This window comes from Bordetella ansorpii (assembly GCF_900078705.1).
Classification (GTDB): domain Bacteria; phylum Pseudomonadota; class Gammaproteobacteria; order Burkholderiales; family Burkholderiaceae_B; genus Bordetella; species Bordetella ansorpii_A.
Window position 1 is genome coordinate 141,354 of sequence record NZ_FKIF01000002.1, and the last position, 22,558, is coordinate 163,911.

Annotated in this window: 21 protein-coding genes and 1 pseudogene; 11 read left to right on the forward strand and 11 right to left on the reverse strand. The window is 64.9% G+C overall.

Going from position 1 to position 22,558, the window contains the following annotated elements; all coding sequences use genetic code 11:
* Window positions 1-473: 473 nt before the first annotated feature.
* Both A6745_RS04285 and A6745_RS04290 read left to right on the forward strand, forming a co-directional pair.
* Window positions 474-1,274: an MHYT domain-containing protein gene (locus A6745_RS04285; protein ID WP_066124154.1), complete on the forward strand. Its 801-nt coding sequence runs from the start codon at window positions 474-476 to the stop codon at window positions 1,272-1,274.
* A 176-nt stretch (window positions 1,275-1,450) separates the two neighbouring features.
* Window positions 1,451-1,855 carry a RidA family protein gene (locus A6745_RS04290; RefSeq protein WP_066124155.1) on the forward strand — a complete coding sequence of 135 codons (405 nt, stop codon included), beginning with the start codon at window positions 1,451-1,453 and terminating at the stop codon, window positions 1,853-1,855.
* Window positions 1,856-1,987: 132 nt separating this feature from the next.
* Here the strand turns inward: A6745_RS04290 and A6745_RS04295 are convergent, their stop codons facing one another.
* Window positions 1,988-2,884, reverse strand: coding sequence for a LysR family transcriptional regulator (locus A6745_RS04295; protein WP_066124157.1), 897 nt, complete (start codon window positions 2,882-2,884; stop codon window positions 1,988-1,990).
* Window positions 2,885-3,043: 159 nt separating this feature from the next.
* Here A6745_RS04295 and A6745_RS04300 point away from each other — a divergent pair, with 159 nt between their 5' ends.
* The 4 genes from A6745_RS04300 (at window position 3,044) to panB (ending at window position 7,028) form a co-directional block, all read left to right on the forward strand.
* Window positions 3,044-4,036 carry a Bug family tripartite tricarboxylate transporter substrate binding protein gene (locus A6745_RS04300; protein WP_066124159.1) on the forward strand — a complete coding sequence of 331 codons (993 nt, stop codon included), beginning with the start codon at window positions 3,044-3,046 and terminating at the stop codon, window positions 4,034-4,036.
* A gap of 30 nt (window positions 4,037-4,066) precedes the next feature.
* Window positions 4,067-5,104, forward strand: a complete 1,038-nt coding sequence (locus A6745_RS04305; RefSeq protein WP_066124161.1) for an Ldh family oxidoreductase — start codon at window positions 4,067-4,069, stop codon at window positions 5,102-5,104.
* A 127-nt stretch (window positions 5,105-5,231) separates the two neighbouring features.
* A complete protein-coding gene (locus A6745_RS04310; protein WP_066124162.1) occupies window positions 5,232-5,957 on the forward strand; it encodes a transporter substrate-binding domain-containing protein in 726 nt (241 codons plus the stop codon).
* Window positions 5,958-6,134: 177 nt separating this feature from the next.
* Window positions 6,135-7,028 carry a 3-methyl-2-oxobutanoate hydroxymethyltransferase gene (panB, locus tag A6745_RS04315; RefSeq protein WP_066124164.1) on the forward strand — a complete coding sequence of 298 codons (894 nt, stop codon included), beginning with the start codon at window positions 6,135-6,137 and terminating at the stop codon, window positions 7,026-7,028.
* Between the two features lie 94 nt (window positions 7,029-7,122).
* On the opposite strand, the gene A6745_RS04320 is transcribed toward panB, so the two are convergent.
* Together A6745_RS04320 and A6745_RS04325 are read right to left on the reverse strand one after the other, a co-directional pair.
* Window positions 7,123-8,100, reverse strand: coding sequence for a tripartite tricarboxylate transporter substrate binding protein (locus A6745_RS04320; RefSeq protein WP_066124167.1), 978 nt, complete (start codon window positions 8,098-8,100; stop codon window positions 7,123-7,125).
* 72 nt (window positions 8,101-8,172) lie between these two features.
* Window positions 8,173-9,297 carry a muconate/chloromuconate family cycloisomerase gene (locus A6745_RS04325; protein ID WP_066124169.1) on the reverse strand — a complete coding sequence of 375 codons (1,125 nt, stop codon included), beginning with the start codon at window positions 9,295-9,297 and terminating at the stop codon, window positions 8,173-8,175.
* Window positions 9,298-9,398: 101 nt separating this feature from the next.
* On the opposite strand from A6745_RS04325, the gene A6745_RS04330 reads away from it, so the two are divergent.
* A complete protein-coding gene (locus A6745_RS04330) occupies window positions 9,399-10,286 on the forward strand; it encodes a LysR family transcriptional regulator (RefSeq protein ID WP_066124171.1) in 888 nt (295 codons plus the stop codon).
* A 167-nt stretch (window positions 10,287-10,453) separates the two neighbouring features.
* Here A6745_RS04330 and A6745_RS04335 read toward each other — a convergent pair whose 3' ends face one another.
* The 3 genes from A6745_RS04335 to A6745_RS04345 form a co-directional block, all read right to left on the reverse strand.
* The gene (locus tag A6745_RS04335; protein ID WP_066124173.1) at window positions 10,454-11,806 is read right to left on the reverse strand and encodes a type II toxin-antitoxin system HipA family toxin; all 1,353 of its coding nucleotides are present in this window, start codon (window positions 11,804-11,806) and stop codon (window positions 10,454-10,456) included.
* A gap of 4 nt (window positions 11,807-11,810) precedes the next feature.
* Window positions 11,811-12,071 carry a helix-turn-helix domain-containing protein gene (locus A6745_RS04340; RefSeq protein ID WP_066124174.1) on the reverse strand — a complete coding sequence of 87 codons (261 nt, stop codon included), beginning with the start codon at window positions 12,069-12,071 and terminating at the stop codon, window positions 11,811-11,813.
* A gap of 195 nt (window positions 12,072-12,266) precedes the next feature.
* Window positions 12,267-13,328 (reverse strand): PhzF family phenazine biosynthesis protein, encoded by a 1,062-nt coding sequence (locus A6745_RS04345; RefSeq protein ID WP_330999991.1) that lies wholly within the window; start codon window positions 13,326-13,328, stop codon window positions 12,267-12,269.
* A gap of 20 nt (window positions 13,329-13,348) precedes the next feature.
* Between A6745_RS04345 and A6745_RS04350 the strand changes: the two genes are divergently transcribed.
* Window positions 13,349-13,816 carry a nuclear transport factor 2 family protein gene (locus A6745_RS04350; protein WP_231885905.1) on the forward strand — a complete coding sequence of 156 codons (468 nt, stop codon included), beginning with the start codon at window positions 13,349-13,351 and terminating at the stop codon, window positions 13,814-13,816.
* A gap of 227 nt (window positions 13,817-14,043) precedes the next feature.
* Here A6745_RS04350 and A6745_RS04355 read toward each other — a convergent pair whose 3' ends face one another.
* Window positions 14,044-14,946 carry a LysR family transcriptional regulator gene (locus tag A6745_RS04355; protein WP_066124176.1) on the reverse strand — a complete coding sequence of 301 codons (903 nt, stop codon included), beginning with the start codon at window positions 14,944-14,946 and terminating at the stop codon, window positions 14,044-14,046.
* Between the two features lie 128 nt (window positions 14,947-15,074).
* On the opposite strand from A6745_RS04355, the gene A6745_RS04360 reads away from it, so the two are divergent.
* Together A6745_RS04360 and A6745_RS04365 are read left to right on the forward strand one after the other, a co-directional pair.
* Window positions 15,075-15,827, forward strand: coding sequence for an SDR family oxidoreductase (locus A6745_RS04360; RefSeq protein ID WP_066124178.1), 753 nt, complete (start codon window positions 15,075-15,077; stop codon window positions 15,825-15,827).
* Window positions 15,828-15,917: 90 nt separating this feature from the next.
* Window positions 15,918-16,580: a glutathione S-transferase family protein gene (locus A6745_RS04365; protein WP_066125738.1), complete on the forward strand. Its 663-nt coding sequence runs from the start codon at window positions 15,918-15,920 to the stop codon at window positions 16,578-16,580.
* Window positions 16,581-16,830: 250 nt separating this feature from the next.
* Here the strand turns inward: A6745_RS04365 and glmS are convergent, their stop codons facing one another.
* On the reverse strand, window positions 16,831-18,663 hold the full coding sequence (gene glmS / locus A6745_RS04370) for a glutamine--fructose-6-phosphate transaminase (isomerizing) (protein WP_066124179.1): 1,833 nt from the start codon (window positions 18,661-18,663) through the stop codon (window positions 16,831-16,833).
* A 145-nt stretch (window positions 18,664-18,808) separates the two neighbouring features.
* Between glmS and A6745_RS04375 the strand changes: the two genes are divergently transcribed.
* The gene (locus A6745_RS04375; RefSeq protein WP_066124181.1) at window positions 18,809-19,327 is read left to right on the forward strand and encodes an Lrp/AsnC family transcriptional regulator; all 519 of its coding nucleotides are present in this window, start codon (window positions 18,809-18,811) and stop codon (window positions 19,325-19,327) included.
* A gap of 3 nt (window positions 19,328-19,330) precedes the next feature.
* Here A6745_RS04375 and A6745_RS04380 read toward each other — a convergent pair whose 3' ends face one another.
* From A6745_RS04380 to A6745_RS04390, 3 genes and pseudogenes are all read right to left on the reverse strand, one after another.
* Complete coding sequence (locus A6745_RS04380; RefSeq protein ID WP_066124183.1) at window positions 19,331-20,113, reverse strand: glycosyltransferase family 2 protein; 783 nt, start codon at window positions 20,111-20,113, stop codon at window positions 19,331-19,333.
* On the reverse strand, window positions 20,100-21,170 hold the full coding sequence (locus A6745_RS04385; RefSeq protein WP_066124185.1) for a glycosyltransferase family 4 protein: 1,071 nt from the start codon (window positions 21,168-21,170) through the stop codon (window positions 20,100-20,102). The genes A6745_RS04380 and A6745_RS04385 overlap by 14 nt, the downstream gene beginning before the upstream one ends.
* Window positions 21,167-22,534, reverse strand: a pseudogene (locus A6745_RS04390) (UDP-glucose dehydrogenase family protein); the annotation flags it as partial. The pseudogene A6745_RS04390 and the gene A6745_RS04385, both read right to left, overlap by 4 nt.
* Window positions 22,535-22,558 lie beyond the last annotated feature (24 nt).

Below are 22,558 nucleotides of genomic sequence, written 5' to 3' on the forward strand. Positions count from 1 at the left end.
GTGGTCGACTACGCATCCCTCAAAGGGTCGCGGAATCCGCCGTTTCCTGCGATCTGGAGATCGGACATGGCGATTCCCCGCATGGTCCCCGAGCGGCCGGCTGGAGCAGTTCCACACGGACCTGCGCTGGCCCGGCGGGCGCGAAGACATCGCGTGGCCGTTGCGCCGGCACCTTTGACCGGGGCATACCGATAATGCCGCCGGACAACAGCCAGCGGCATTATTCATCCATGGTGCGCCATTGAAATAATCGTTGATTATCGAATATCCATTTCATTGCTTTTGTCGCATTAGCATGAAGATCAGTGAAAACCCTAATGCCAAATAAATGTTAATAGATAAGACTAGGCAAGCACCTGAAACAACCGCTTTTCCGTCCATCCGGCCTCCCCAGTCTTCCGTAGCTTTCATCGATCGCAGTCATTAACAAAGCGCTCGGTTCAAGCGGATATCTCGTTTAATCCGGAGCCCCCATGAAACCCGGTGACATTGTCCCCCTTTCGTTCCAAGACGGCCTGCTGCTGCTGTCTTTCGTGATCGCGCTGCTTGGTTCCTACGTCGCCCTGAGCGCCGCCGCCCACATCCGCGACAGCGTGCGCGAAGGCGAATCCTGGCACGGCTACGCCGTGATCGGCGCCCTTTCCATGGGCGGCATCGGCATCTGGGGCATGCACTTCATCGGCATGCAGGCCCAGAACCTGCCCTTCGACGTGGAATACGCGCTGATCCCGACGCTATTCAGTGCCCTGGTCGCCATCGCATTCTCCGGCGTGGCGTTCTGGTATGTCGGCCGACGGCCGTTCTCGCTGTTCCGCTGTGCGGTGGCGGGCCTGCTGGCTGGCCTGGCGGTGGCGGCCATGCACTACATCGGCGTCAGCGCCATGCGCATGCCGGCATTCTTCCAATGGAATGTCGGATTGGTCGTGCTGTCGGTCGTCATCGCGGTCCTGGCCGCCACGGCGGCGGTCTGGCTGGCCTTCAACGTACAGCGCGAATGGCAACGCATCCTGGCGGCGGGCCTGATGGCCATCGCGGTATGCGGCATGCACTACACCGGCGTGGCCGCGGCCGTGGTGGTCTGCACCAGCGCGGTGGGCAGCGAAGGCGGCCTGCGCGTGGGCGGACTGTCGCTGCCTTACGTCGCCTTCATCGGCGCCATCCTGATCCTGATCGCGATGCGCTGGCAGTTGTACCGCAGCTACAAGAAGTACCAACGGCGGCTGGCCAACCGCATGGACATACTGCTGAGCGACGGTCGCACACCGGTGCGCTGAGACTGCGGACATCCGGGCAGCGTGAACCGGCGGGCGGCACCTTGTGCCGCCCGGTTCCGTTTGGCTCTTTCGCATTGTTTGGGCTACGCAAACAGTGCTTGCGCGAACCGCCGGTTTATCCCCGGCCGGCGAAATCCTAAAGTGGCAACGTCTCCAACCACTTCCAAGGAACGCCCATGACTACCCGCGACGCCGTCTTCCCGCCCAACCGTCACGCCCTGTACGAGCAGCACCGCTACTCCCCCGCGATCCGCGCCAACGGCCTGCTGTTCGTCGCCGGCCAGGTCGGCAGCCGTGCCGATGGCACGCCCGAGCCGGACCTCGACGACCAGGTGCGCCTGGCCTTCAAGAATCTCAACGCCATCCTGGCCGCAGCCGGCTGCACCTTCGACGACGTCATCGACGCGACGGTATTCATGGTGGACCCGGACAAGCACTTCGAACGCGCCTGGCAGGTGGCCGCGGAGTATTGGGGCCAGGCGCCGTATCCGGCCGCGACGGCCATCGGCGTGACCTGGCTGTCGGGCTTCCAGTTCGAGATCAAGGTCATCGCCAAACTGCCAGAAACGGCCCTGGCATGACATTGCCCGATGGCCGGCGGTGGCACGGCCCGCCCTTGCGCGGCGCGTTCCCGTCTCTTGAAACGCGGCCCGTCATGCCGGTCCCATGCGCGGCGTGACGGGCCCGGCCACGCCGCATGCGGATCGAAGGGGCTAACGACGCGATTCCACCCGTTCCGCCAGTAATTCGTAGAACAGCTTGGCCACGGGGTTCAGCGTCTTGCCTCTCGGATGGATCAAACCGATCGTGCGCGTGACGGCGGGTTCCCGCAACGCGATGCTGACCAGCGCGCCATGATCGGCGCGCGGCATCGCCAGGCGCGGCACCACGCCGATGCCCAGCCCCGCCTCGACCATGCTGACCAGGGCCGGCACGTGCTGCACCTCGCAGAAATGGCGGGGACGCTCGACGTTCATCGCCAACGCCTGATCGATCAGGAAGCGGTTGCCGCTGCCTTGCGCCAACGAGATGTACGGATAATCGGCCAGGTCCGACCACTTCAACGACCTGCGCCGCGCCAGGGCGTGGCCCCGGCTGACCGCCGCGACGAACGGCTCTTCCAGCAGGGGCTTGAACTCGATCTCGGCATCGTTGGTGCCGATGTAGGTCAGGCCGAAATCGGCATCGCCGCGCGCCACGGCCGTCAGCACCTGCGACGAGGATTCATCGATGATGCGGATGCGGATGCGCGGGTACTGCGCGTGATAGTCGCGGATGACGTCGGGCAGGAAATAGGCCACCGCTGAAGGCACGCAGGCAATGGTCACCATGCCGGACAAGCGTTCGGCCACGTCCTGGATGCCCACCAGCGCGCTTTCCAGCTCGTTCAGCACGTTGCGCGCGCGCGGCACGAAGCCGCGCCCGATGGTCGTCAGCTCGACCTTGCGCGTGGTGCGCGTGAACAGCTGCACGCCCAGCGCCGCCTCGAGTTTGTCGGCGCGACGGGACAGCGCGGATTGCGACAGATGCAGCGCTTCCGACGCCGCGCGAAAGCTTCCCAAGTCCGCCACGGCCAGGAAGGCGCGCAGATCGCCCAGATCGAATTTCATGCGTTTTGAACAAGAATAGATCGAATTTTTGCACTTTACTCGATCCAGCCGCGTGGGCACGATAGCCCGCAGCCGCTCCGAGAGGCGGCGCCCGCTGGATGGCGTCCCATGCCATTCGCCCTGGTGGCGGCCCGGCGGGCTCATACGGAGACCCGATCGATGTCCACGCTTCAAAGCCTGTCCTGGCGGTGCCTGGCCGCCGCCGCCTTCACCGCGCTGGCCGCCAGCGCACCGTTCTCCCCAGCCCTCGCCGCCTGGCCCGAACGCCCCATCCGCCTCCTGGTGCCTTACGGCCCGGGTGGCAGTTCCGACGTGGTCGCCCGCGCCGTCGCCGCCGAGATGTCGCGCGACCTCGGGCAGCAAGTGATCGTGGAGAACAAGGGCGGCGGCCAGGGCACCATCGCCACCACCGAGGTGGCGCGCGCCAACGCCGATGGCTACACCCTGATCCTGGGCCACGTCGGCACGCTGGCCGTGAACCCGGCCATGATGCCCAAACTCAACTACGACGCGCGCCGCGACTTCGCGCCCATCGTGCTGCTGGCCAAGCTGCCCATGGTGTTCGCGGTGGGCGGCAAGGTGCCCGCCAAGACGCTGCCGGAGTTCGTGCAGTTGGCCAAGTCCAAGCCGGGCGAACTGAACTACGGATCGGCCGGCAACGGCAGCGCCGGCCACCTGGCCTTTGAAATGCTGAAGACGGCCGCCGGCATCGACGTGCTGCATGTGCCCTACAAGGGCACCGGCGCGCAGGTCAACGACCTGCTGGCGGGCAACATCGACGCGGCCGCCGCCGGCACGCCGGGCCTGTTGCCGCATGCGCAGGCCGGCAGCATCCGCATCATCGCCGTGGGGTCCGGGAAGCGCCTGCCCGTGCTGCCCGACGTGCCTACCGTGGCGGAACAAGGCTATCCCGGCTTCGAGAGTTCGCAGTGGTTCGGCCTGCTGGCGCCCGCCGGAACCCCCGCCGCCGTGATCGAACGCCTGCACCAGGCCGGCGTCAAGGCGCTGGCCACCGATGCCGTGCGCACCCGCCTGGCGCACGACGCCAGCGAGCCCTCGGGCGCCGGCCCCGCCGAGTTCGCGGCGTTCATCGACGCGGAAGAAAAACGCTGGGGCAAGGTCGTGAAAGACGCCCGGCTCTCCATCGAATGACTTTCCTCAATCCTCATCGGAAGAATCAGCATGGCCAATACCCGTGAAAAAGTCGTCGTCCCGGAAACCCGACTGAAGGCGCTGGGCGTCCAGGCCTTCATGGGCCTGGGCCTGCCGCAGGAAGATGCCACCGACGTGGCCGAGGTGCTGGTGCTGGCCGACCTGTTCGGCCTGTCCACCCACGGCCTGTCTCGTATCGAATCGTATGGCGAGCGCCTGCAAGTGAAGGGCATCAACGCCCGCGCCAACATCCAGGTCGAGAGCCCCGCGCCCGCCATCCGCCTGATCGACGGCGACAATGGCGTGGGCCCGCTGGTCGGCATGCATGCGCTGCGCGCCGCCATGGCCGCGGCCGAGACGAACGGCGTGGGCATCGCCTTGGCCCGCAACAGCAACCACTTCGGTCCCATCTCGCCCTATGGCCTGCTGGCCGCCGAGGCAGGCTTCGCCAGCATCATCGGCAGCAACGCCACCACCACCATCGCGCCCTGGGGCGGCACCGACGCCCGCGTGGGCAACAGCCCCATCGGCTTCGGCGTACCCAACCCGGACGGCAGGCACTTCCTGCTGGACATGGCGATGAGCGTGGTCGCCCGCGCCAAGATCCGCAATGCGTTGAAGGCTGGCACGCGCATTCCGGACTCCTGGGCCACCGACGCGCAGGGGCTGCCCACCACCGATCCCAAACAGGCCCTCGATGGCTTCCTGCAGCCCATCGGCGGCCACAAGGGATATGGCCTGGCCCTGATGGTCGACCTGTTTGCCGGATTGCTGTCCAACGCGGCCTATCTGACCCGCGTGAAGTCGTGGGTCGATGCGCCGGACGAGCCGCAGAACCTGGGCCATTTCTTCCTGCTGATCGATACGCGTCGATTGGGCTCGCCGCAATGGCTGGCGGATCGCATGAACGACTTCGCGGCGATCCTGCATGGCAGCCCGCCGGCCGATGCCTCGCGGCCGGTCATTCAGCCGGGCGAGATCGAGCTGGCGCGCATGGCTGCGCAGCGTGCCGATGGCATTGCCATCGATGCGGACGTGATGGCGTTGCTGGAGCGGCATGCGGGTTGATCGATCAGGCGCGCCCGATGCCGGCGCGGCGGACAGCCCGGCGCGCGCCATGGCGGCGCAGCGTATCGATCCGTGCCGTGCCCCTCAACTGAAACGCTTCAGCGTTTGATCAACAGAGTTTTTAGCCATGACCATTGCATCCGGACTCGCTTCTGCTTTCACGCCCACTGGCACCCTGCGCGCCACCATCAATGTGGGCAATCCCATTCTTGCGCGGCGCGATGCCGATGGCGCGCCGGCTGGCGTGTCGGTGGATCTGGCCCGTGCGTTCGCGCAACGCCTGGGCGCTGCGTTGGAACTGATCGTGCTGGAGAGCGCGGGCGAGGCCGTGGATACGGTCTCGCGGGAAGCCGCGGACGTCGGCTTCTTCGCCATCGATCCCAAGCGCGCGGCCAGCATCACGTTCACCGAAGCGTATGTGCTGATCGAAGGGGCGTATCTGGTGAAGGACGAGTCGCCGCTGCGATCCATGGACGAAGTGGATCGGGCTGGACATCGTGTGACGGTGGGCAAGGGCAGTGCCTACGACCTGTTCCTGACGCGGGAACTGAAGCACGCCACGATCACGCGCGCGGCGACGTCGCCGACGGTGGTGGATACGTTCCTGGCCGACGGCAGCGACGTGGCTGCGGGAGTGAAGCAGCAGTTGGAGATGGATGCACGGCGTCATGCGGGGCTGCGCCTGCTTCCCGGCAGCTTCATGACGATCCGGCAGGCGATGGGATTGTCGAGCGGACGGGGGGCTGCGGCGGCCAAGCTGTTGCACGGCTTCGCCGAGGACATGAAGCGCAGCGGGTTCGTCGCCGAGGCGCTGGCGCGGCACGGTATCGAAGGCGCGGCGGTGGCGCCTTGATGCCTGCCTGTAGGCATCGGCAGACATCCGTGTAACCCGCATGGACCGGCCCGGGCGGCAGGCAAGGCCCGTCCCGGTACCGGCCCCAAGGCTGGCCTCGGGCCCCATCCAGGCCGGCACATAATTCCGTACTATTACTCCTCGGCAAAGCCCGCATGGGCCCCAAGGAGTTCAAGCATGAGTACAGCGCCCCACGGCTCGGAAGCGTCCACCTCCACGGCAGAGACCGCCCCTTACGGCGGCCCCCCCAGCGCCCCAAGAAGAAAGACCACGCCGCTGAAGATCGCAAGGATGCATGCCGAAGGCGAGAAGATCGCGATGATCACCGCCTACGACGCGACCTTCGCGGCCGTCGCCGACGCCGCCGGAATCGACTGCATCCTGGTCGGAGATTCCCTGGGCATGGTGTGCCAGGGCTTGACGACCACCGTGGAGGTCTCGCTGCAAGAGATGAGCTACCACACCCGGTGCGTGGCCGAAGGCGTGCGCCGCGCGGGCGGCACCGCCCTGGTGATCGCGGACCTTCCGTTCGGCAGCTACCAGCAGTCCCGGGAGCAAGCCCTGGCATCCGCGATCCAGTTGATGCAATCGGGCGCTGAAATGGTGAAACTCGAAGGCGGCGGATGGACGGCCGACACCACGCGCTTCCTGGTGGAGCGTGGCGTGCCTGTCTGCGCGCACCTGGGACTCACGCCGCAAACCGTTTCGTCCCTGGGCGGGTTTCGTGTTCAAGGCAGAACGGATGAGGAAGCCCGGCGCCTGCGCACGGACAGCCTGGCGCTCCAGGATGCCGGCGCCACGATGGTGGTGTTCGAGATGGTTCCCGCCGCATTGGCCGCGGCACTTTCCCAGGAACTGACGAACTGCGCCACCATCGGTATCGGCGCGGGACGCGGGACGGCGGGTCAGGTGCTGGTGCTGCACGACATGCTGGGCATGAACCTGGGCCGGGTGCCGAAGTTCGTGCGCGACTTCATGGATGGCGCGGCGAGCATCCAGGGGGCCATGGAAAACTATGTCCGCGCCGTCAAGGACGGGACATTTCCGGACGACGCCCGGCACGCCTGGTAGGGTCGCGGGCTGCGGGGATCAGCCATGAGACCGCGCGCAATGACAGACATGCCGGGAACCGAGGAATGAAGCGCGCCGAACCTCATTGAAGTGTCTACTGAACCTTGATGTGCCGCTCCTTCACCAGCACCGCCCACTGCGCGGTCTCCTTGGCGAGATGATCACGCAGCTCGCCGGGGCTGCCACCGATGGGTTCGGCGCCGATCGAGGCCATGGCGTCCTTGACTTTGGGATCGGCCAGCGCCTTGCGCATCGAGCTGTTCAGCCGCGCCACGATATCCGGCGGCGTGCCCGCGGGCGCGAAGGCCGCGAACCACGGCATCAGTTCGTAGCCGGGCAGGCCTGCTTCGGCGACGGTGGGCACGTCGGGCAGGGCGGACGAACGTTTGGCGGTGGTCACGGCCAACGCGCGCAGCTTGCCAGCCTGGATGTGCGGCTTGGCCGAGGTGATGCTGTCGAACATGTAGTCGACCTGGCCGCCAAGCAGGTCGGCGATGGCGGGACCGCTGCCTTTGTAGGGCACGTGCAGCATGTCGACCTGCGCCAACGACACGAACAGCTCGCCCGCCAGGTGGATCGAGGTGCCCACGCCCGCAGAGGCGTAGGTGTAATGACCGGGCTTGGCCTTGGCCTGCGAGATCACGTCCTGCACGCTCCTGGCGGTCGTGCGGTCAGGGTTGGCGACCAGCACGTTGGGCACGACGGCCAGCAGCGAGATCGGCGCGAAGTCCTTTTGCGGGTCGTAGTTCATGTCGCGATAGAGGGCGGGATTCACGGCCATGCCGTTGGCCGCGATCATGATCGTGTAGCCGTCGGGCGCCGAGCGGGCAACCGTGGCCGCACCGATGTTGCCACCCGCGCCGGCACGGTTCTCCACGACGAACGTGGTGCCGAGTTCGCGGCCCATCGCTTCGCCCAGCGTGCGGGCGATGCTGTCCATGGCCCCGCCCGGCGGGAACGGCACCACCCATTTGATGGGACGATCGGGGTAGCCGGCGGCCTGCGCGGCCAGGGCGGCGGCGCACAGCGTGAGGCCGGTGGCCAGGCGCACGAGGGTTTGCTTGATCTGCATGGTTTGTCTCCTGTGTTTATCGTGGCCCGCGCCGCGGCGTGCGCGTCGCCGCCGTGACCGCTGCGGGGGCGTTCAGTCTTTGCGGCGATAGAACGCCAGTTTCTCTTCGTCCAGCACGATGCCCAGGCCCGGGCCCGGCGGCACATGCATGACGAAATCGGTGAAGGTGGGCGGCGTCGTGACAATATCGTCTTTCAGCAGCAGCGGGCCGAACAGCTCGGTGCCCCAGGCCATGGTGGGCAGCGCGCAAAAGGCGTGGGCCGACGCGATGGAACCCACCGAGCCCTCGAGCATGGTGCCGCCGTAGAGCGCCATGCCGGCGGCGTCGCCGACCGCGGCCACCCGAGCGACACCCGTGAGGCCGCCGGACTTGGCGATCTTCAGCGCCAGCACATCGGCCGCGCCCAGGCGTGCAAGCTCAAGCGCGTCCTCCGGCGTGCACACGGCCTCGTCGGCCATGATGGGCACCACGAAGCGCGCGGCCAGCCGTGCCATGCCGGCGCGATTGTCGCGGGCGATGGGCTGTTCGATCAGGTCGACGCCGGCGTCTTCGAGCTTCGCGATCGCGACCGCTGCGTCTGCTTCGTTCCAGGCCTGGTTCACGTCGACAGTCACGCGGGCCCGGTCACCCAGCGCGCGCTTGATCTCGGCCACGTGCCGCACATCGTCGGCGACCGCGCGGCGCCCGACCTTGAGCTTGAACGTGTTGTGCCGGCGCGCTTCGAGCAGGGCCTGGGCTTCGTCGATGTCGCGCGCGGTATCGCCGCTGGCGAGCGTCCACAGCACGGGCAGCGAGCTGCGCACTGCGCCGCCCAGCAGGGTGCTCACGGGCACGCCGAGGCGTTTTCCCTGCGCATCCAGCAGCGCGGTTTCGAGGGCGGACTTGGCGCAACGATTGCCCCGCGCGATCTTGTCGAGCCGGCGCATCGCGGCGTTGATGTTGGTCGGGTCCTCGCCGATCAGCGCCGGCGCCAGGTAGGTGTCGATCGCCAGCTTCATGCCTTCGGGGCTTTCTTCGCCGTAGGCCAGGCCACCGATGGTGGTCGCCTCGCCGATGCCTTCGATGCCGTCGCTGCCGCGCACGCGCACGATCACCATCGTCTGGCGCTGCATCACGGCCATGGCGAGCTGATGCGCCCGGATGGTGGGCAGGTCGACCAGCAGGGTTTCGACGGAATCTAGGGTGATGGCAGCCATACCTGAAACGGTAAAAAGTGGATGACCGCCAGTATCACCACGCACGACGAGGCCGTCCAAGACTATATTGATCTCTATCCATACCTTTAAGGTATCCATTGATGGAACTTCGTCATCTGCGTTATTTCCAGGCCGTGGCGCGCGAAGGCAGTTTCACGCGCGCGGCCGCCACGCTGCACATCGCGCAGCCTCCCCTATCGCGCCAGATCCGTCAGCTCGAAGAAGAATTGGGCGTCGTGCTGTTCGAGCGCGCCCCGCGCGCCCTGCGGCTTACCGAGGCCGGGCGCTATTTCTACGAACATTCGTTGCAGCTCACGGCGCGTCTCGATGACGTGGTGGCCGGCACGCGCAGGCTGGGCGCGCAGGCCACGCGCTGGTTCGGGATCGGCTTCGTGCCTTCGTCGCTCTATGGTTTCGTGCCGGAGCTGATCCGGCAGGTGCGTCAGGCCGATGCCCGGGTCGAGGTCGGCCTGACCGAGATGACCTCGCTGCCGCAGATCGAAGCCCTCAAGCGCGGTCATATCGACCTGGGCATCGGGCGCATCGCGTTCGATGACCCTGACATCGAGCGCCGCGTGCTGGCGAACGAGCCGCTCGTGGCGGCGCTGCCGATGGCGCACCGGCTGGCGGGCCGCACCCGTGTGGCGGTAGCTGCGCTCGCGGCCGAGCCGTTCGTGCTCTATCCAGCCCGGCCGCGGCCCAACTACGCCGACCACGTACTGGGCCTGTTCCGCGAGGCCGGGCACGCGCCGCAGGTGGTACTGGAAGCGAATGAGCTGCAGACTGCGCTCGGCTTGGTGGCGGCAGGGATTGGCGTCACCGTCGTGCCGGCCTCGGTGCAGCGCGCGCATCGCGCCGATGTGCGCTACGTGCCCATCGCGGCAGCGCGCTTCACCTCGCCGGTGATCGTGAGCTATCGAAAGGACGACCGTTCGGCCTTCCTGATGCGTGCGGTAGCCACCGCCGAGCGGCTGGCGCGAGGGGATTGACGCGCTGCCAGCCTGCGTGAGATCCGCCCGGGCAGGACCGCCGTCTCCATCGAAAACCTACGCTTTTTAGCGTCAGCCGCCGAGGTCGAAGCACCTGGGCCTGACCCACTGCGGAGCCCCTGCCATCCCCGAAGACCGGGCTGCTCCACCCTGCTGATCCTCTGGCGCTAACCTGCCAGTTTGTCGGCGGCCTCTTGAAGGCCGTTGAGGATGCAGTCGGCCACGTGCATGGGGAATCCAGCCGGCAGTAGCGCGCGGACGGTCTTCACGGCTGCGGGCGTGCGCGCCACCAGGTCGTCGAGGACGTGCTCCACCCCCTGACCGTTTTGATCCACTACGCCATGCTCGGTGCCCATGGCAATCCAGTGCCGACGCAGGATGTCGCGCATGACCCAGTGGGGGTTTTTCGAGCGCACGGCCATGGCCATCTTGGCGTCGTACGGAGACAGCCGATTCGCACCCTTGCCGATGATGGGGTAAGCGGAAAGCACGTCGTACAGCGGGGTGAGTTCGTAGGTGCCGCCCTGGCGCAGGAAAATGCTGAAGTTCTTCGCGTGACCATCCGTGGCGCGCAGCATCCAGAAGAGGACCTGGGCCTGGAAGAACGTGCGGCGGTCACGGTCGGGAGCGCGCGACGTGGCCAACAGCCTCATGATTTGGCGCACACCCGGCCCGCCGTCGGACTCGTACTTCAAATGCGGCGGGGTTCCCGTCGCCTGGCACATGTCTTCCTGCGGCAGCCGGATGAGCCAGCGCCTGCCCTCCGGGTTCTCCCACCACATCCGGTCGAAGCGCTCGACCGCCAGCACCTTCATGTCCTCGAACATCAGGGGCGCGGTGCGCGCCACCGGCATTTGGTAGGCACGCAGGACTTCGGAGCACAGCCACTCGTTTTCGACCGAATCGCTCATGTCGAACTTCATGTTTGCGACCAGGCCCAGTGGCAGCTTGAAGATGTGAGTGGTCGGTGTCGCGCCATGCGGCCGGCACCATCGCCCGTCGTACCAGAGCATGGCCGACTTTTCCTGTGCTCCGGCAATGGAGATGCGGAAGGCTTCATCCTCGGCGGCGTCCCGGCCCAGGGGGCCTGGCGTCAAGGTGTTGCGAAGCAGTTGGGCAATCTCGGCGTCGGTCATCGGAACCGCGTTCACCTCTTGAACGCCGTCCGGCGCCTCGGGGCCCGGCACCACCTGCAGCGCGCCGGCGCAGTCCCGGCCGACTTCAGCCAGCAGGGCGAACGCGTGGGTCGAACCGGCTTGATACCGACGTGCAACGCGCTCGCGGATTTCCTTGCTGTCCGGCAGCAGGTTTTCGAAGTAGGTGCGCACGGCTTCGCCACGGTGCGGCGGGTTGCCCGGGGTGAAAGGGAGGGACAGCGACAGCGGGCGCCCCTGGCCGGAAGCCACCCAGGCGTCGGCATACTGCAGGACTTCTCCGGCATGCGGTTGCACGCTCCAGGTGCCGACGAATTCGCCATTCATCCAGAGATTCAGGGTGCGGGTGTGCGAACGCCGACCCATGGGTTCACCAGTTGGGGCCCACCGACGCCTTGGGCGACGGCGATTCGCTGGTCTTGCGCAGCACGAGCTCGACGCCCAGGATGCTCAGAAGCTCCAGCAGGCGATCGGCGCTGACCTTGTCGGCATGGCGCTCGAGATTGGACAGGGCCTGCTGGCTGACGCCCAGGCGCTTGGCCGTATCCGCTTGGGTCAGGCCGGACTGTTTGCGAAAACCCCGGAGCAGTGCTGGCAGCTGCTCCGCCGTACGGACGGTGAAGTCGGGCATACAAGTCTCGGGTTGTTTTTTCTATTTACAAATTCTACTCAGTAAAATTGAAATACGCAATTAGAGTTGTAAAGCAAGAATACAACTTTAAAGTTGTATTCTTGCTTTTACAATTCATGAGTTGTGAAAGACCCAACACGTTGCGCGCGACGGTCTTCAGTGCACTGGCCGTTGGCGCCGTGGCCGCAATGCCATTCAAGGCCGTGTCATCAGCCGGGCATTGCCAGAAACGCGGATACCTTCGCCGCTTGCCGCGCCGATGTCGGCACGAATACGGCAGGGCACGCCCATGTCGTCGCCTTGATCAATACGGATGCTTGCCCCATGAGGCCAGCCGATATCACGCAAATAGCCGCCCAGCGCGGCGGCGGCGGCGCCGGTGGCAGGGTCTTCAAACACGCCGCCCAGCGGGAACGGATTGCGCACATGAAAGTGTTGATCCTGTTCGGCGTAGACCAGGCAAAACGTAGTCAGGTCTTCACGGCTGGCCAAGGCTTGGCCTTGCGCGATGTCGTAGTTCATACGCCTTAGCGCGTCGCGCGACCGTAAGGCCAGAACAAGATGGTTGGCACCGGCATGGGCCAGCGCGGGCGGTATCCGTGGATCAAGGTCGGCTTGATGCAGTTTGAAGAGCGCCAGGGCCTCTTGCAGCAAGGGCTGCGGTGCGCCGCCGCTTCGCGTGGGAGGCGACCGAAACGATGCGCTCCACCCCGCCTGCGAGTCGTATCCATCAACGGTGATTTCCGCCTGATTGAGTTGAAGCGCGAACGTGCCCGAACCCTGTCGTTTCGCCAACGCCGCGCCCAGCGCGATCGTGGCGTGCCCACAAAAGTCCACCTCGACCAGCGGCGAGAAGTAGCGCACCCGCCACCCGTCTTGCAGCGGCGCCGCAAACACGGTTTCCGAATAACCGACCTGCTGGGCAACGCGCTGCATTTCATCCGCCGGGGGCAACGTTTCGCAAATAACGACCCCTGCGGGGTTGCCGCCGGACGATGCGGCTGAGAATGCCGCAATATGCTGAACGTCCATGTCTTTCCTTTGTGTCATACGGCCACGAGCACCGCCAGGCGCTTGCATCGTCTCGATCGGATACGGCTGGCGCCCAGGCTTGCCTGCCTGCGGGTAATGTTTGGCGATCTCGCCTGCAAGATAGTCCCACGGCACCGTACGCTCCATCTCGCCCAGAAACTTCTCGCGCCGCGTCTGCTTGCGCTTGCCGCTGAACTCCGCTTCCGAAAAACTCAGTTGGCTCATGACTGACTCTTCAAAGACTGGTGCCTGAATTATGGCTCACGGGCAGCGTTATTCAGAGCGTCCTTAAAGATGAACTGGCACAGGCATGCCGAAAAGCATTCACCGGATTTGAAAAGAACGACCGTTTGGAACTGGTCGCGGCACTTGCCGAAGATGTTGTGTTTGAATTTTCTGATTCCTTGCCCTACGGCGGAAGCTACAAGGGCAAGAAACAGTTTCTCCAATTTTGGGCGAATGTGTATAGCAAGTATGAGTACTTCAACTACGATGCACACGCCGTCTTGGTCGCTGAAGACTACATCATCGTTCCTGTCGAGGCGCGCGCGAAGACGAAAACCGGCTTCTCGATGAACAATGAGCATTGCTTTTTGTTTCGCGTCAAGGACGGCCAAATTGTCTATGGGCGCATCTACGCAGACACGGCGCGAGGGCGCGATGTGCTAGAGGGTCGAGAACCCCGACGTTACCCCCAGATGGATCTGGGCTAAGCCGCCATCGCCGTGCCTCGCCAGGCGCGTCTTGCCGCTCCACGCCACAATTCGGGATATTGAAGGGTCGCCTGCGTCCGGCCGTAGCTCGCGCCTAAACGCAGGCGAGTGACCTGCCGCGTTACACCGTGCCTAGAGCCGGTGATCCGGTGGCTGCGCGATCCAAGTGCCGGCCCACGCACATCGAAGGCCAGCGTGGCCTTTTCGGCGCACCGCGTGTTCTTGCATCAAGACATCGAGGAGGTAGGGGTCAACGCGGGAATCCGGGAAAACACTTCCGCAATGAAATCCATGAACACGATCGCACGAGTCGGCAGCAACCTGCTCGCCACATAGACGATCTGTACAGGGACAGAGGGTGGAACGTGCGCGGTAAGAATGCGTCGCAGGCGACCGCTCTTGAGCCCGTCCTCGAACAGCCAGGCCGGACCGTGCGCAATCCCAAGCCCTCCAACGGCCGCCACGCTGGCCGCGGACGGCGAATTCACTTTTATCCTGCCGGATACCGGAATGTCGACGTCGCGCAGTCGCCACGTCGCGCCGGACGATAGCAGCGTGTAAATCACGCAGTCGTGATCGCGCAGGTCGTCTGGCGTTTCCGGCACGCCGCGCCTGGCCAGATAGTCCTCGCTGGCCACGAACACGCGTTCGTATGACCCTATGGGCCGGGCGCGCAACGAACTGTCTTGCAGGTGTCCGATCCGGATAGCCAGTTCGCTCCCTTCATCGACAAGATCCACATAGCGATCATTGAGTTGCAGATCCAACGTCAGCCCCGGATACTGCTGAAGGAATGCCGGCACGTGGGGCATGACGAATGCATGACCGAGCGCCGTCGGGCACGCAACGCGTAAAAGTCCTGAAGGCTCGGTGCCATCCCGGAACGAGGATTCCGATTCGTCTACCGCATCCAGAATTCGCCGAATATCGGCGTAGTAGCGTTCTCCTTCCGGCGTAAGAGACAGCTTGCGTGTGGAGCGGTGAAGCAGCCTTGCCTGCAGGTGATCTTCCAACGCCGCCACATATCGGCTCACATTGGGTTGGCCCAGACCGAGATCGCGTCCGGCAGCAGAGAAGCTTCCCGTCTCCACGGCGCGCGCAAAGCAGGTCATCAATAGAAATCGATCCATAAGCCCATCCCGAGATTCATGCCTTTATTGCATGAAACGTATTCAAAATATCCATCTTATCGAACATTCAGCATGAACATACATTTCTTCTGGTGGACCGATAGCGGTCAATATTCACGGAGAAAAGTATGTCGCGCTTGCAAGGTAAACGTACGCTCATCACGGGCGGCACCAGTGGTATCGGCCTGGAAACGGCCAAGCAGTTCCTGGCCGAAGGCGCTCGCGTCATCGTCACAGGCGTCAACCCCGATTCGATCGCCAGGGCGCAGGCCGAACTCGGTTCGGACGTGCCGGTACTGCGCGCGGACTCGGCCAGCGTCGCCGCCCAGAAGGAACTGGCACAGGCGGTCAAGGATCGCTATGGGCAACTCGACGTGGCTTTTCTGAATGCTGGGGTTTCAGTCTGGTTGCCGATCGAGGAATGGACGGAAGAGATGTTCGATCGTTCCTTCGACATCAACGTCAAGGGCCCGTATTTCTTGATGCAAGCCTTGCTGCCCGTGTTTGCGAACCCGGCATCCGTCGTCCTCACCACGTCGGTCAGCGCCCATGCCGGGTCGGACCGCTCGTCCGTGTACGCCGCCACGAAAGCCGCGTTTCTGAACATGTCAAAAACGCTTTCCACCGAGCTGTTGGCACGGGGCATCCGAGTTAACGCGGTGAGCCCGGGACCGGTCCAGACGCCCCTCTACGACAAGCTCGGCATTCCCGCCGCCTACCGTGAGCAGGTCAACAAAGAGATCGCCGCGAGCATTCCGCTTGGCCGGTTCGGCACCGCCGAGGAGGTCGCCAAGGCCGTCCTTTATCTCGCTTCCGATGAGTCGCAGTGGACCCTCGGATCGGAAATTGTTCTGGACGGTGGGCGCTTGCTCAACCGCTGAACCCTCTGCGGACGCAGCCCCTTTTGAGATCAGACATTGCGAGCGGGACGCGCGTCCTGCGCCCGCTCCGCAATGCAGACAAAGAACGTGATGAACTCGCTCATCTTAATCAGTCACCCTCTCTGCCCATTTGTTCAGCGTGCCGCCATTGTGCTGCTGGAAAAACAGGTGCCATTCGAACGCATCAACGTGAATCTGCGTGACAAGCCCGCGTGGTTCCTCGAGCTGTCCCCGAGTGGCAAGGTGCCGCTCCTCCAGGTGCGTCGCCCAGACGGAACGACGGTCGTCCTGTTTGAGAGCATGGCGATCTGCGAGTATCTGCTTGAGACGCAACCTGGTCCGAGCCTTTATCCGGATGACGCATTACTGCGCGCCATGAATCGCGCATGGATCGAGCTGAGCACCACAACGCTCGGAGATGCTTGGGCGTTCTTGAATGCAAAGGATGCTCAGGCCGCCAACGCTTGGGCGATCTCGTTGGAAAAGAAATTGGCTCAGTATGAACGGGTGCTGGAACACGGCCCTTTCTTCAACGGGGACCGGTTTGGCATGGTGGACGTGGCAATGGCCCCGGTGTTCCGCTACTTTGACGTTTTGCAGCCAGCCAGCTGGGCACCACTATTGACCCGATACCCTCGCATCGACGCTTGGCGCCGAGCCATCCTGAGCCGGCCCAGTGTCATCGCGGCGGTCACGCCTGATTATTCGAGGCTTCTGCGCGCACACTTCAAAGAAGCAATTAAAAGCACCTGACCATAGCCGCCACCCGTGCTGCTATGGTTCGCAAGGCAACAGCCAACACGCCCCCCGGCTGATCCGTCGAGCCGATCACTTTGCTTAGTCCATAAAGACAGGGCCGCATCCGCGGCCCTGACAAAACACAGATTTAGCAAACCTTTCAGCAAAAATAGCAGGCTTTGACCGAAATTGTCGCCGTACCGACTTTATTCCTAAATACAGACTTTATCTATCGTTTTCAAGCCTCCGCGATACCCGGGGCGGTTCACTCCACCGTCACGCTCTTCGCCAGATTCCGCGGCTTGTCCACATCCGTCCCGCGCGCGCATGCCGTGTGATACGACAGCAACTGCAGCGGCACCGTATGCAGGATCGGCGACAGCAGGCCATAGTGCTCCGGCATGCGGATCACGTGCATCCCTTCCGCATTCGCAATCTTGCTGTCCGCATCCGCGAACACATACAGCTCCCCCCCCCGTGCCCGCACTTCCTGCATGTTGGACTTCAGCTTCTCCAGCAGCGCATCGTTCGGTGCAATCGTCACCACCGGCATATGCTCGGTCACCAGGGCCAGCGGGCCATGCTTCAGCTCACCGGCCGGATACGCCTCGGCGTGGATGTAGCTGATTTCCTTCAGCTTCAACGCCCCTTCCAACGCGATCGGATAGTGCATGCCGCGGCCCAGGAACAGCGCGTTTTCCTTCGAGGCGAAACGATCCGCCCACGCCATGATCTGCGGCTCCAGCGCCAGCACCGAGCCAATCGCCGACGGCAGATGGCGCAGCGCCTTCAGCCCCTCGGCCTCCTTCTCGGCCGTCAGCAACCCACGCGTCTGCGCCAGCGTCAGCGTCAGCAGGAACAGCGCCGTCAGCTGCGTGGTGAACGCCTTGGTCGACGCCACGCCGATCTCGACGCCGGCACGCGTGATGTAGGCCAGTTCGCATTCGCGCACCATGGCGCTGGTGGACACGTTGCACACGGTCAGCGTGTGCTTCATGCCCATTTCGCGCGCATGCTTCAGCGCGGCCAGGGTATCGGCGGTTTCGCCGGATTGCGAGATCGTCACCACCAGGGACTTGGGATTCGGCACGCTGTCGCGGTAGCGGTACTCGCTGGCGATTTCAACGGACACCGGAATCTTGGCCACGGACTCGATCCAGTACTTGGCGGTCAGGCCGGCGTAGTAGCTGGTGCCGCACGCCAGGATCAGCAGCGAATCGATGTCCTTGAAGATCTTGTGAGCCTTGTCGCCGAACAGTTCCGGCGTGATGGACTCGATGTCCTGCAACGTGTCGCCCACGGCGCGCGGCTGCTCGAAGATCTCTTTCTGCATGAAGTGGCGGTACGGGCCCAGCTCGGCTTCGCCGGTATGGACCTGCACCGTGTGCACTTTGCGCTCGACGCGCTTGCCTTTGCCATCGACCACCCACACGCGGGCCAGTTGCAGGTCGACGACGTCGCCGTCCTCCAGGTACAGGATCTGGTCGGTGGTGCCGGCCAGGGCCAACGCGTCCGAGGCCAGGAAGTTCTCGTTTTGGCCCACGCCCACCACGAGCGGCGAGCCCTGGCGTGCGCCGACCACACGGTGCGGCTCGTCGCGGCAGAACACGGCGATGGCGTAGGCGCCCTGCAGGCGGCGCACGGCCTGCTGCACGGCGTCGAACAGGTCACCCTGGTACAGGTGGTTGACCAGGTGGGCGATGACTTCGGTGTCGGTCTGGCTTTCGAAGACGAAGCCCGCGCCCTGCAGCTCCTGGCGCAGCTCGTCGTGGTTCTCGATGATGCCGTTGTGGACCAGGGCGATGCGCGGCTCGTCCTTGCCGATGGCGGAGAAGTGCGGGTGCGCGTTGTGCGTGGCCGGGGCGCCGTGGGTAGCCCAGCGGGTGTGGGCGATGCCGGTGAAGCCGGACAGCTTGTCTTGCGCGGCCTGGTCAGCCAGCTCGGCCACGCGCTGGGTACTGCGCGTGCGGCGCAGATGGCCGTCCATGTACAGCGCGACGCCGCAGGAGTCGTAGCCACGATACTCCAGGCGCTTGAGGCCTTCGATGAGAATGGGGGTGATGTCGCGTTGCGCGACGGCGCCGACGATGCCGCACATAGAGGGTTCTCCTTAAAGGGCTTGCCGCATTGTGCCTGCCATGCAAAGAAATTGGATTTCTTTATCTACTTAGTTATGTAATTTTATTTACTTACAAAAACGTGATTAAATATTCTTCCATTTCAAATCAAAAAATGGACGAATCATGCAAGAAATGGCCGCTTCTTTCGTTCTGGACGACCTGGACCTGCGCATCCTGGAATTGATGCAGCAGGACAGCTCGCTGACCAACCAGGAATTGGCCGCGCGGGTGCATGCCTCGCCGCCCACTTGCCTGCGCCGGGTGCGGCGCCTGGTGGAGTCCGGGGTGATCACCCGCCAGGTGGCCATCGTCGACCCGGCCCGGTTGGGCACGACCTTGACGGCCATCGTCGAGATCACGCTGGACGTGCAGGCGGCCGAAGCCATGGATGCCTTCGAGCAACTGGCGCAGGCCGAGCCCGCGGTGCTGCAGTGCTACCGCGTCTCGCCGGGGCCGGATTTCGTGTTGATCGTGCAGGTGGCGGACATGCCCGCCTACCATGCGCTGGCGCACCGGGTGTTCACCGGGCACGCCAACGTGCGCAATGTGCGCACGTTCTTCTCGGTGCACCGCGCGAAGTTCGAGACGTGCGTAGCGACGCGGGTACCGACACGGGTACCGACGCGCACACCGATGGCCTGATGCCTATTGGTCCGGCCCGCCGCGCCGTTGCAAGGACAGCAGCTTGATGTACCGGAAGAAGCTGCCCGACGCCCCCGCGCAGGCCACGATCAGGCCCTGGCTGCCGTCCAGGAAGCCACGGCGCATGAGGTAGATGCGCACGAAGGTCCAGAAGCCATGTCCCAGCGCGCCCAATGCGGTGGTGCGCTTGCCGCGCCGGTACATCATCAAGGCCGCATCGGACGAATAGCGGTTCACCTTGGTCAGCAGGGCTTCGATGTTGGCGTACGGGAAGTGCAGCAGGTAGCCGCGCAGCGTGCCGACCTCGCCTTCGGCCTGCACTTTCTCATGCACGGCGGCATCGGAAAAGCGTGCGCTGCCGCGCTTGAACAGCCGCAGCACGTGGTCGGGCCACCAGCCCGTGTGCCGCATCTGCCGGCCTTCGAATTCGGACAGGCGCGCCACGCGATAGGCCTGCTGCGTGGGCGCCGCCAGCAAAGCCTGGATCTCGGCGGCCAGTTCCGGCGTGACGCGTTCGTCGGCATCGAGGGACAGCACCCAGTCGCCCGTGGCGCGATCCAGCGCACGGTTCTTCTGCGGCCCGAAGCCGGGCCAGTCGGCGGTGACGTGCACCTGGGCGCCGCGCGCGCGCGCGATGTCGCAGGTGCCGTCGGTGCTGCCCGAATCGACGATGATGATTTCGTCGGCGAACGCCACGGAGTCGAGGCATGCGGCGATGTGGCGCGACTCGTTCATGGTGATGATGATGACCGACAGCTTCGGCCGGGCGGTATCAACGCTTGCCATGACGCTCCAGCAGTTCCTTGTAAAGCGACAGATACCGCAGGCCCATCTCGCGGATGCCATGCTCGCGCCGCGCATAGTCGCGTCCCCGGCGCGCGGTGTCGCGGCGCAGGGTTTCGTCGCCCAGCATGCGGTCCAGCCCGGCGGCCACGGCCTCGTGGTCGCCGATGGGGCACAGGATGCCGCGGCCATCGGCCAGGCTTTCCTTCTGGCCGCCGGCATCGGTGGACACCACCGGCACCTCGCGCAGGAAGGCATCGAGCACGCTGGTGCTCAGGCCCTCGAGCCGGGACGTGAGCACGAACACGTCGGCCAGCGGATACAGGCCCTCGGGCTGATCCTGGAAGCCCACGTAGCGGTAGTACGGTTGCAGGCCATGCGACTGGACCAGGCTTTCCACGGCGGGCCGCGACGGACCGTCGGCGCCCATGTGGACCAGGACGAAGTCCTGCCGGCGCTGCGCCAGCGCGGCCACGGCACGCAGCAGCGTCTCGGGATCTTTCTCGCGCGTCATCGATGCGGCGGTCATGATGACGCGCCGGCCTTGCAGGCCGTGCTCGGCGGCGAAGGCCGCCAGGCGCGCCGGGTCGGCCGGCTGCGGATCGGGCACGGCGCTGTGCACCACGATGGGATGCGAACCCAGGCGGCGCGGCTCGTCGGCGGCGCTTTCGCTCACGGCGCACAACAGGTCGGCATGACGCCATTTGAACGCCGTGGCGCGTTCGCGGCGCGTCACCGGCATGGCGGTACGGCGGGTGACCACCAGCGGACGGCGATACAGCCACTTTGCGCCGACCGCCCAGCTCAGCGTGTTGGCCGTCTGGCAGTGGATGATGTCGTAATGGCCGCCATGCAGCGCCAGGAAGGCGCCCATGGCCCCGGGCTGCTGCCGTGCGTGCACGGTGAAGCCTTCGGCCGCGGCCCGCTCGGCCAGGGGAAAGCCCTCACGGGCCAACAGCTCGACCTGGTGGCCTTCCTGGCGGAAGACCCGCATGCAGAACATGGTCTGGCGCTCGCCGCCGCGCCAATCGCGCTCGAAATTGAGCTGCAGAATCTTCATGCGCGGCCGATACCCTGGTATTCGAAGCCTTGTTCGGCCATGTCCAGCGGTTCGTACAGGTTGCGGCCGTCGAAGATCACGGGGGCTTTCAGCAGGCTCTTGACGCGGTCGAGGTCGGGCGCGCGGAACAGCTTCCATTCGGTGAGAATGAGCAGCGCATCGGCGCCATCGAGCGCCTGGTACATGTCTTCCACGAGCTTGACCGACGCATTGCCCTCGATGGCGCGGGCAGCCTGCGACATGGCGACCGGATCGTAGGCCAGCACCCGCGCGCCGCGCGCGGTCAGATCGGCGATGGCGGCCAGGCTGGGCGCCTCGCGCATGTCGTCGGTGTTGGGCTTGAAGGCCAGGCCCCACACCGCGAACGTACGGCCGGTGAGATCCTCGCCGAAACGCTTGACGACCTTCCCGGACAGCCGCAGCTTCTGCGCGCCATTGGCCTCTTCCACGGCGTGGATCACGCGCATGGGCATGCCGTGTTCCGCCGCCATGCGTTCCAGCGCCTGCACGTCCTTGGGAAAGCACGAGCCTCCGTAGCCCACGCCGGGATACAGGAAGTGATAGCCGATGCGCGGATCCGCGCCGATGCCGCGGCGCACGTGCTCGATGTCGGCGCCCAGCACTTCGGCCAGGTTCGCCATCTCGTTCATGAACGAGATGCGCGTGGCCAGCATGGCGTTGGCCGCGTACTTGGTCAGTTCGGCGGAGCGGACATCCATGACCATCAGGCGCTCGTGCGTGCGCTGGAAGGGCGCATACAAGCGGCGCATGACGCCGATGGTGTGTTCGTCGTCGGCGCCGACCACGATGCGGTCGGGCCCCATGAAATCCTTGATGGCGGCGCCTTCCTTCAGGAACTCGGGGTTCGAGGCCACGCTGAAGGGAATGTCGACGCCGCGCTCGGCCAGCACGGCGGTGATGGCCGCGCGCACCTTGTCGCCCGTGCCCACCGGCACGGTGGACTTGTCGATGACGACCTTGCGGCTGGTCATGTGGCGCGCGATGTTGCGCGCCGCGGCCAGCACGTAGGAAAGATCGGCGGAGCCATCTTCGCCCGGCGGCGTGCCCACCGCAATGAACTGCAGGTCGCCGAATGCCACGCTTTCCTCGACGTCGTCGGTGAAGCGCAGGCGGTTGCCCGAGGCATTGCGGGTGACCAGTTCGTCCAGGCCCGGCTCGTAGATGGGGATTCCCCCTTGGCGCAGCATGGCGACTTTGGCGGAGTCGGTATCCAGGCAAAGAACCTGGTTGCCCATTTCAGCCAGGCAGGCCCCGGTTACCAAGCCGACGTAACCGGTACCGATGACGGTAATTTTCATGCGACGAACGCCCTTGATTCCGGCGGAACCACATGCCCCGCCGCAGTGCCGCCGATTATAGAAGCCTGT

Bases quoted from the DNA above. Each gene is read 5' to 3' on its own strand.
- A6745_RS04385 (WP_066124185.1), bottom strand. From the start codon at position 21,170: ATGAAGATTCTGCAGCTCAATTTCGAGCGCGATTGGCGCGGCGGCGAG.
- A6745_RS04295 (WP_066124157.1), bottom strand. From the start codon at position 2,884: ATGAAATTCGATCTGGGCGATCTGCGCGCCTTCCTGGCCGTGGCGGAC.
- A6745_RS04325 (WP_066124169.1), bottom strand. From the start codon at position 9,297: ATGGCTGCCATCACCCTAGATTCCGTCGAAACCCTGCTGGTCGACCTG.
- A6745_RS04345 (WP_330999991.1), bottom strand. From the start codon at position 13,328: ATGAGCCAACTGAGTTTTTCGGAAGCGGAGTTCAGCGGCAAGCGCAAG.
- A6745_RS04300 (WP_066124159.1), top strand. From the start codon at position 3,044: ATGTCCACGCTTCAAAGCCTGTCCTGGCGGTGCCTGGCCGCCGCCGCC.
- A6745_RS04305 (WP_066124161.1), top strand. From the start codon at position 4,067: ATGGCCAATACCCGTGAAAAAGTCGTCGTCCCGGAAACCCGACTGAAG.
- A6745_RS04320 (WP_066124167.1), bottom strand. From the start codon at position 8,100: ATGCAGATCAAGCAAACCCTCGTGCGCCTGGCCACCGGCCTCACGCTG.
- panB (WP_066124164.1), top strand. From the start codon at position 6,135: ATGAGTACAGCGCCCCACGGCTCGGAAGCGTCCACCTCCACGGCAGAG.
- A6745_RS04330 (WP_066124171.1), top strand. From the start codon at position 9,399: ATGGAACTTCGTCATCTGCGTTATTTCCAGGCCGTGGCGCGCGAAGGC.
- glmS (WP_066124179.1), bottom strand. From the start codon at position 18,663: ATGTGCGGCATCGTCGGCGCCGTCGCGCAACGCGACATCACCCCCATT.
- A6745_RS04355 (WP_066124176.1), bottom strand. From the start codon at position 14,946: ATGGATCGATTTCTATTGATGACCTGCTTTGCGCGCGCCGTGGAGACG.
- A6745_RS04335 (WP_066124173.1), bottom strand. From the start codon at position 11,806: ATGGGTCGGCGTTCGCACACCCGCACCCTGAATCTCTGGATGAATGGC.
- A6745_RS04310 (WP_066124162.1), top strand. From the start codon at position 5,232: ATGACCATTGCATCCGGACTCGCTTCTGCTTTCACGCCCACTGGCACC.
- A6745_RS04290 (WP_066124155.1), top strand. From the start codon at position 1,451: ATGACTACCCGCGACGCCGTCTTCCCGCCCAACCGTCACGCCCTGTAC.
- A6745_RS04340 (WP_066124174.1), bottom strand. From the start codon at position 12,071: ATGCCCGACTTCACCGTCCGTACGGCGGAGCAGCTGCCAGCACTGCTC.
- A6745_RS04380 (WP_066124183.1), bottom strand. From the start codon at position 20,113: ATGGCAAGCGTTGATACCGCCCGGCCGAAGCTGTCGGTCATCATCATC.
- A6745_RS04375 (WP_066124181.1), top strand. From the start codon at position 18,809: ATGCAAGAAATGGCCGCTTCTTTCGTTCTGGACGACCTGGACCTGCGC.
- A6745_RS04285 (WP_066124154.1), top strand. From the start codon at position 474: ATGAAACCCGGTGACATTGTCCCCCTTTCGTTCCAAGACGGCCTGCTG.
- A6745_RS04365 (WP_066125738.1), top strand. From the start codon at position 15,918: ATGAACTCGCTCATCTTAATCAGTCACCCTCTCTGCCCATTTGTTCAG.
- A6745_RS04360 (WP_066124178.1), top strand. From the start codon at position 15,075: ATGTCGCGCTTGCAAGGTAAACGTACGCTCATCACGGGCGGCACCAGT.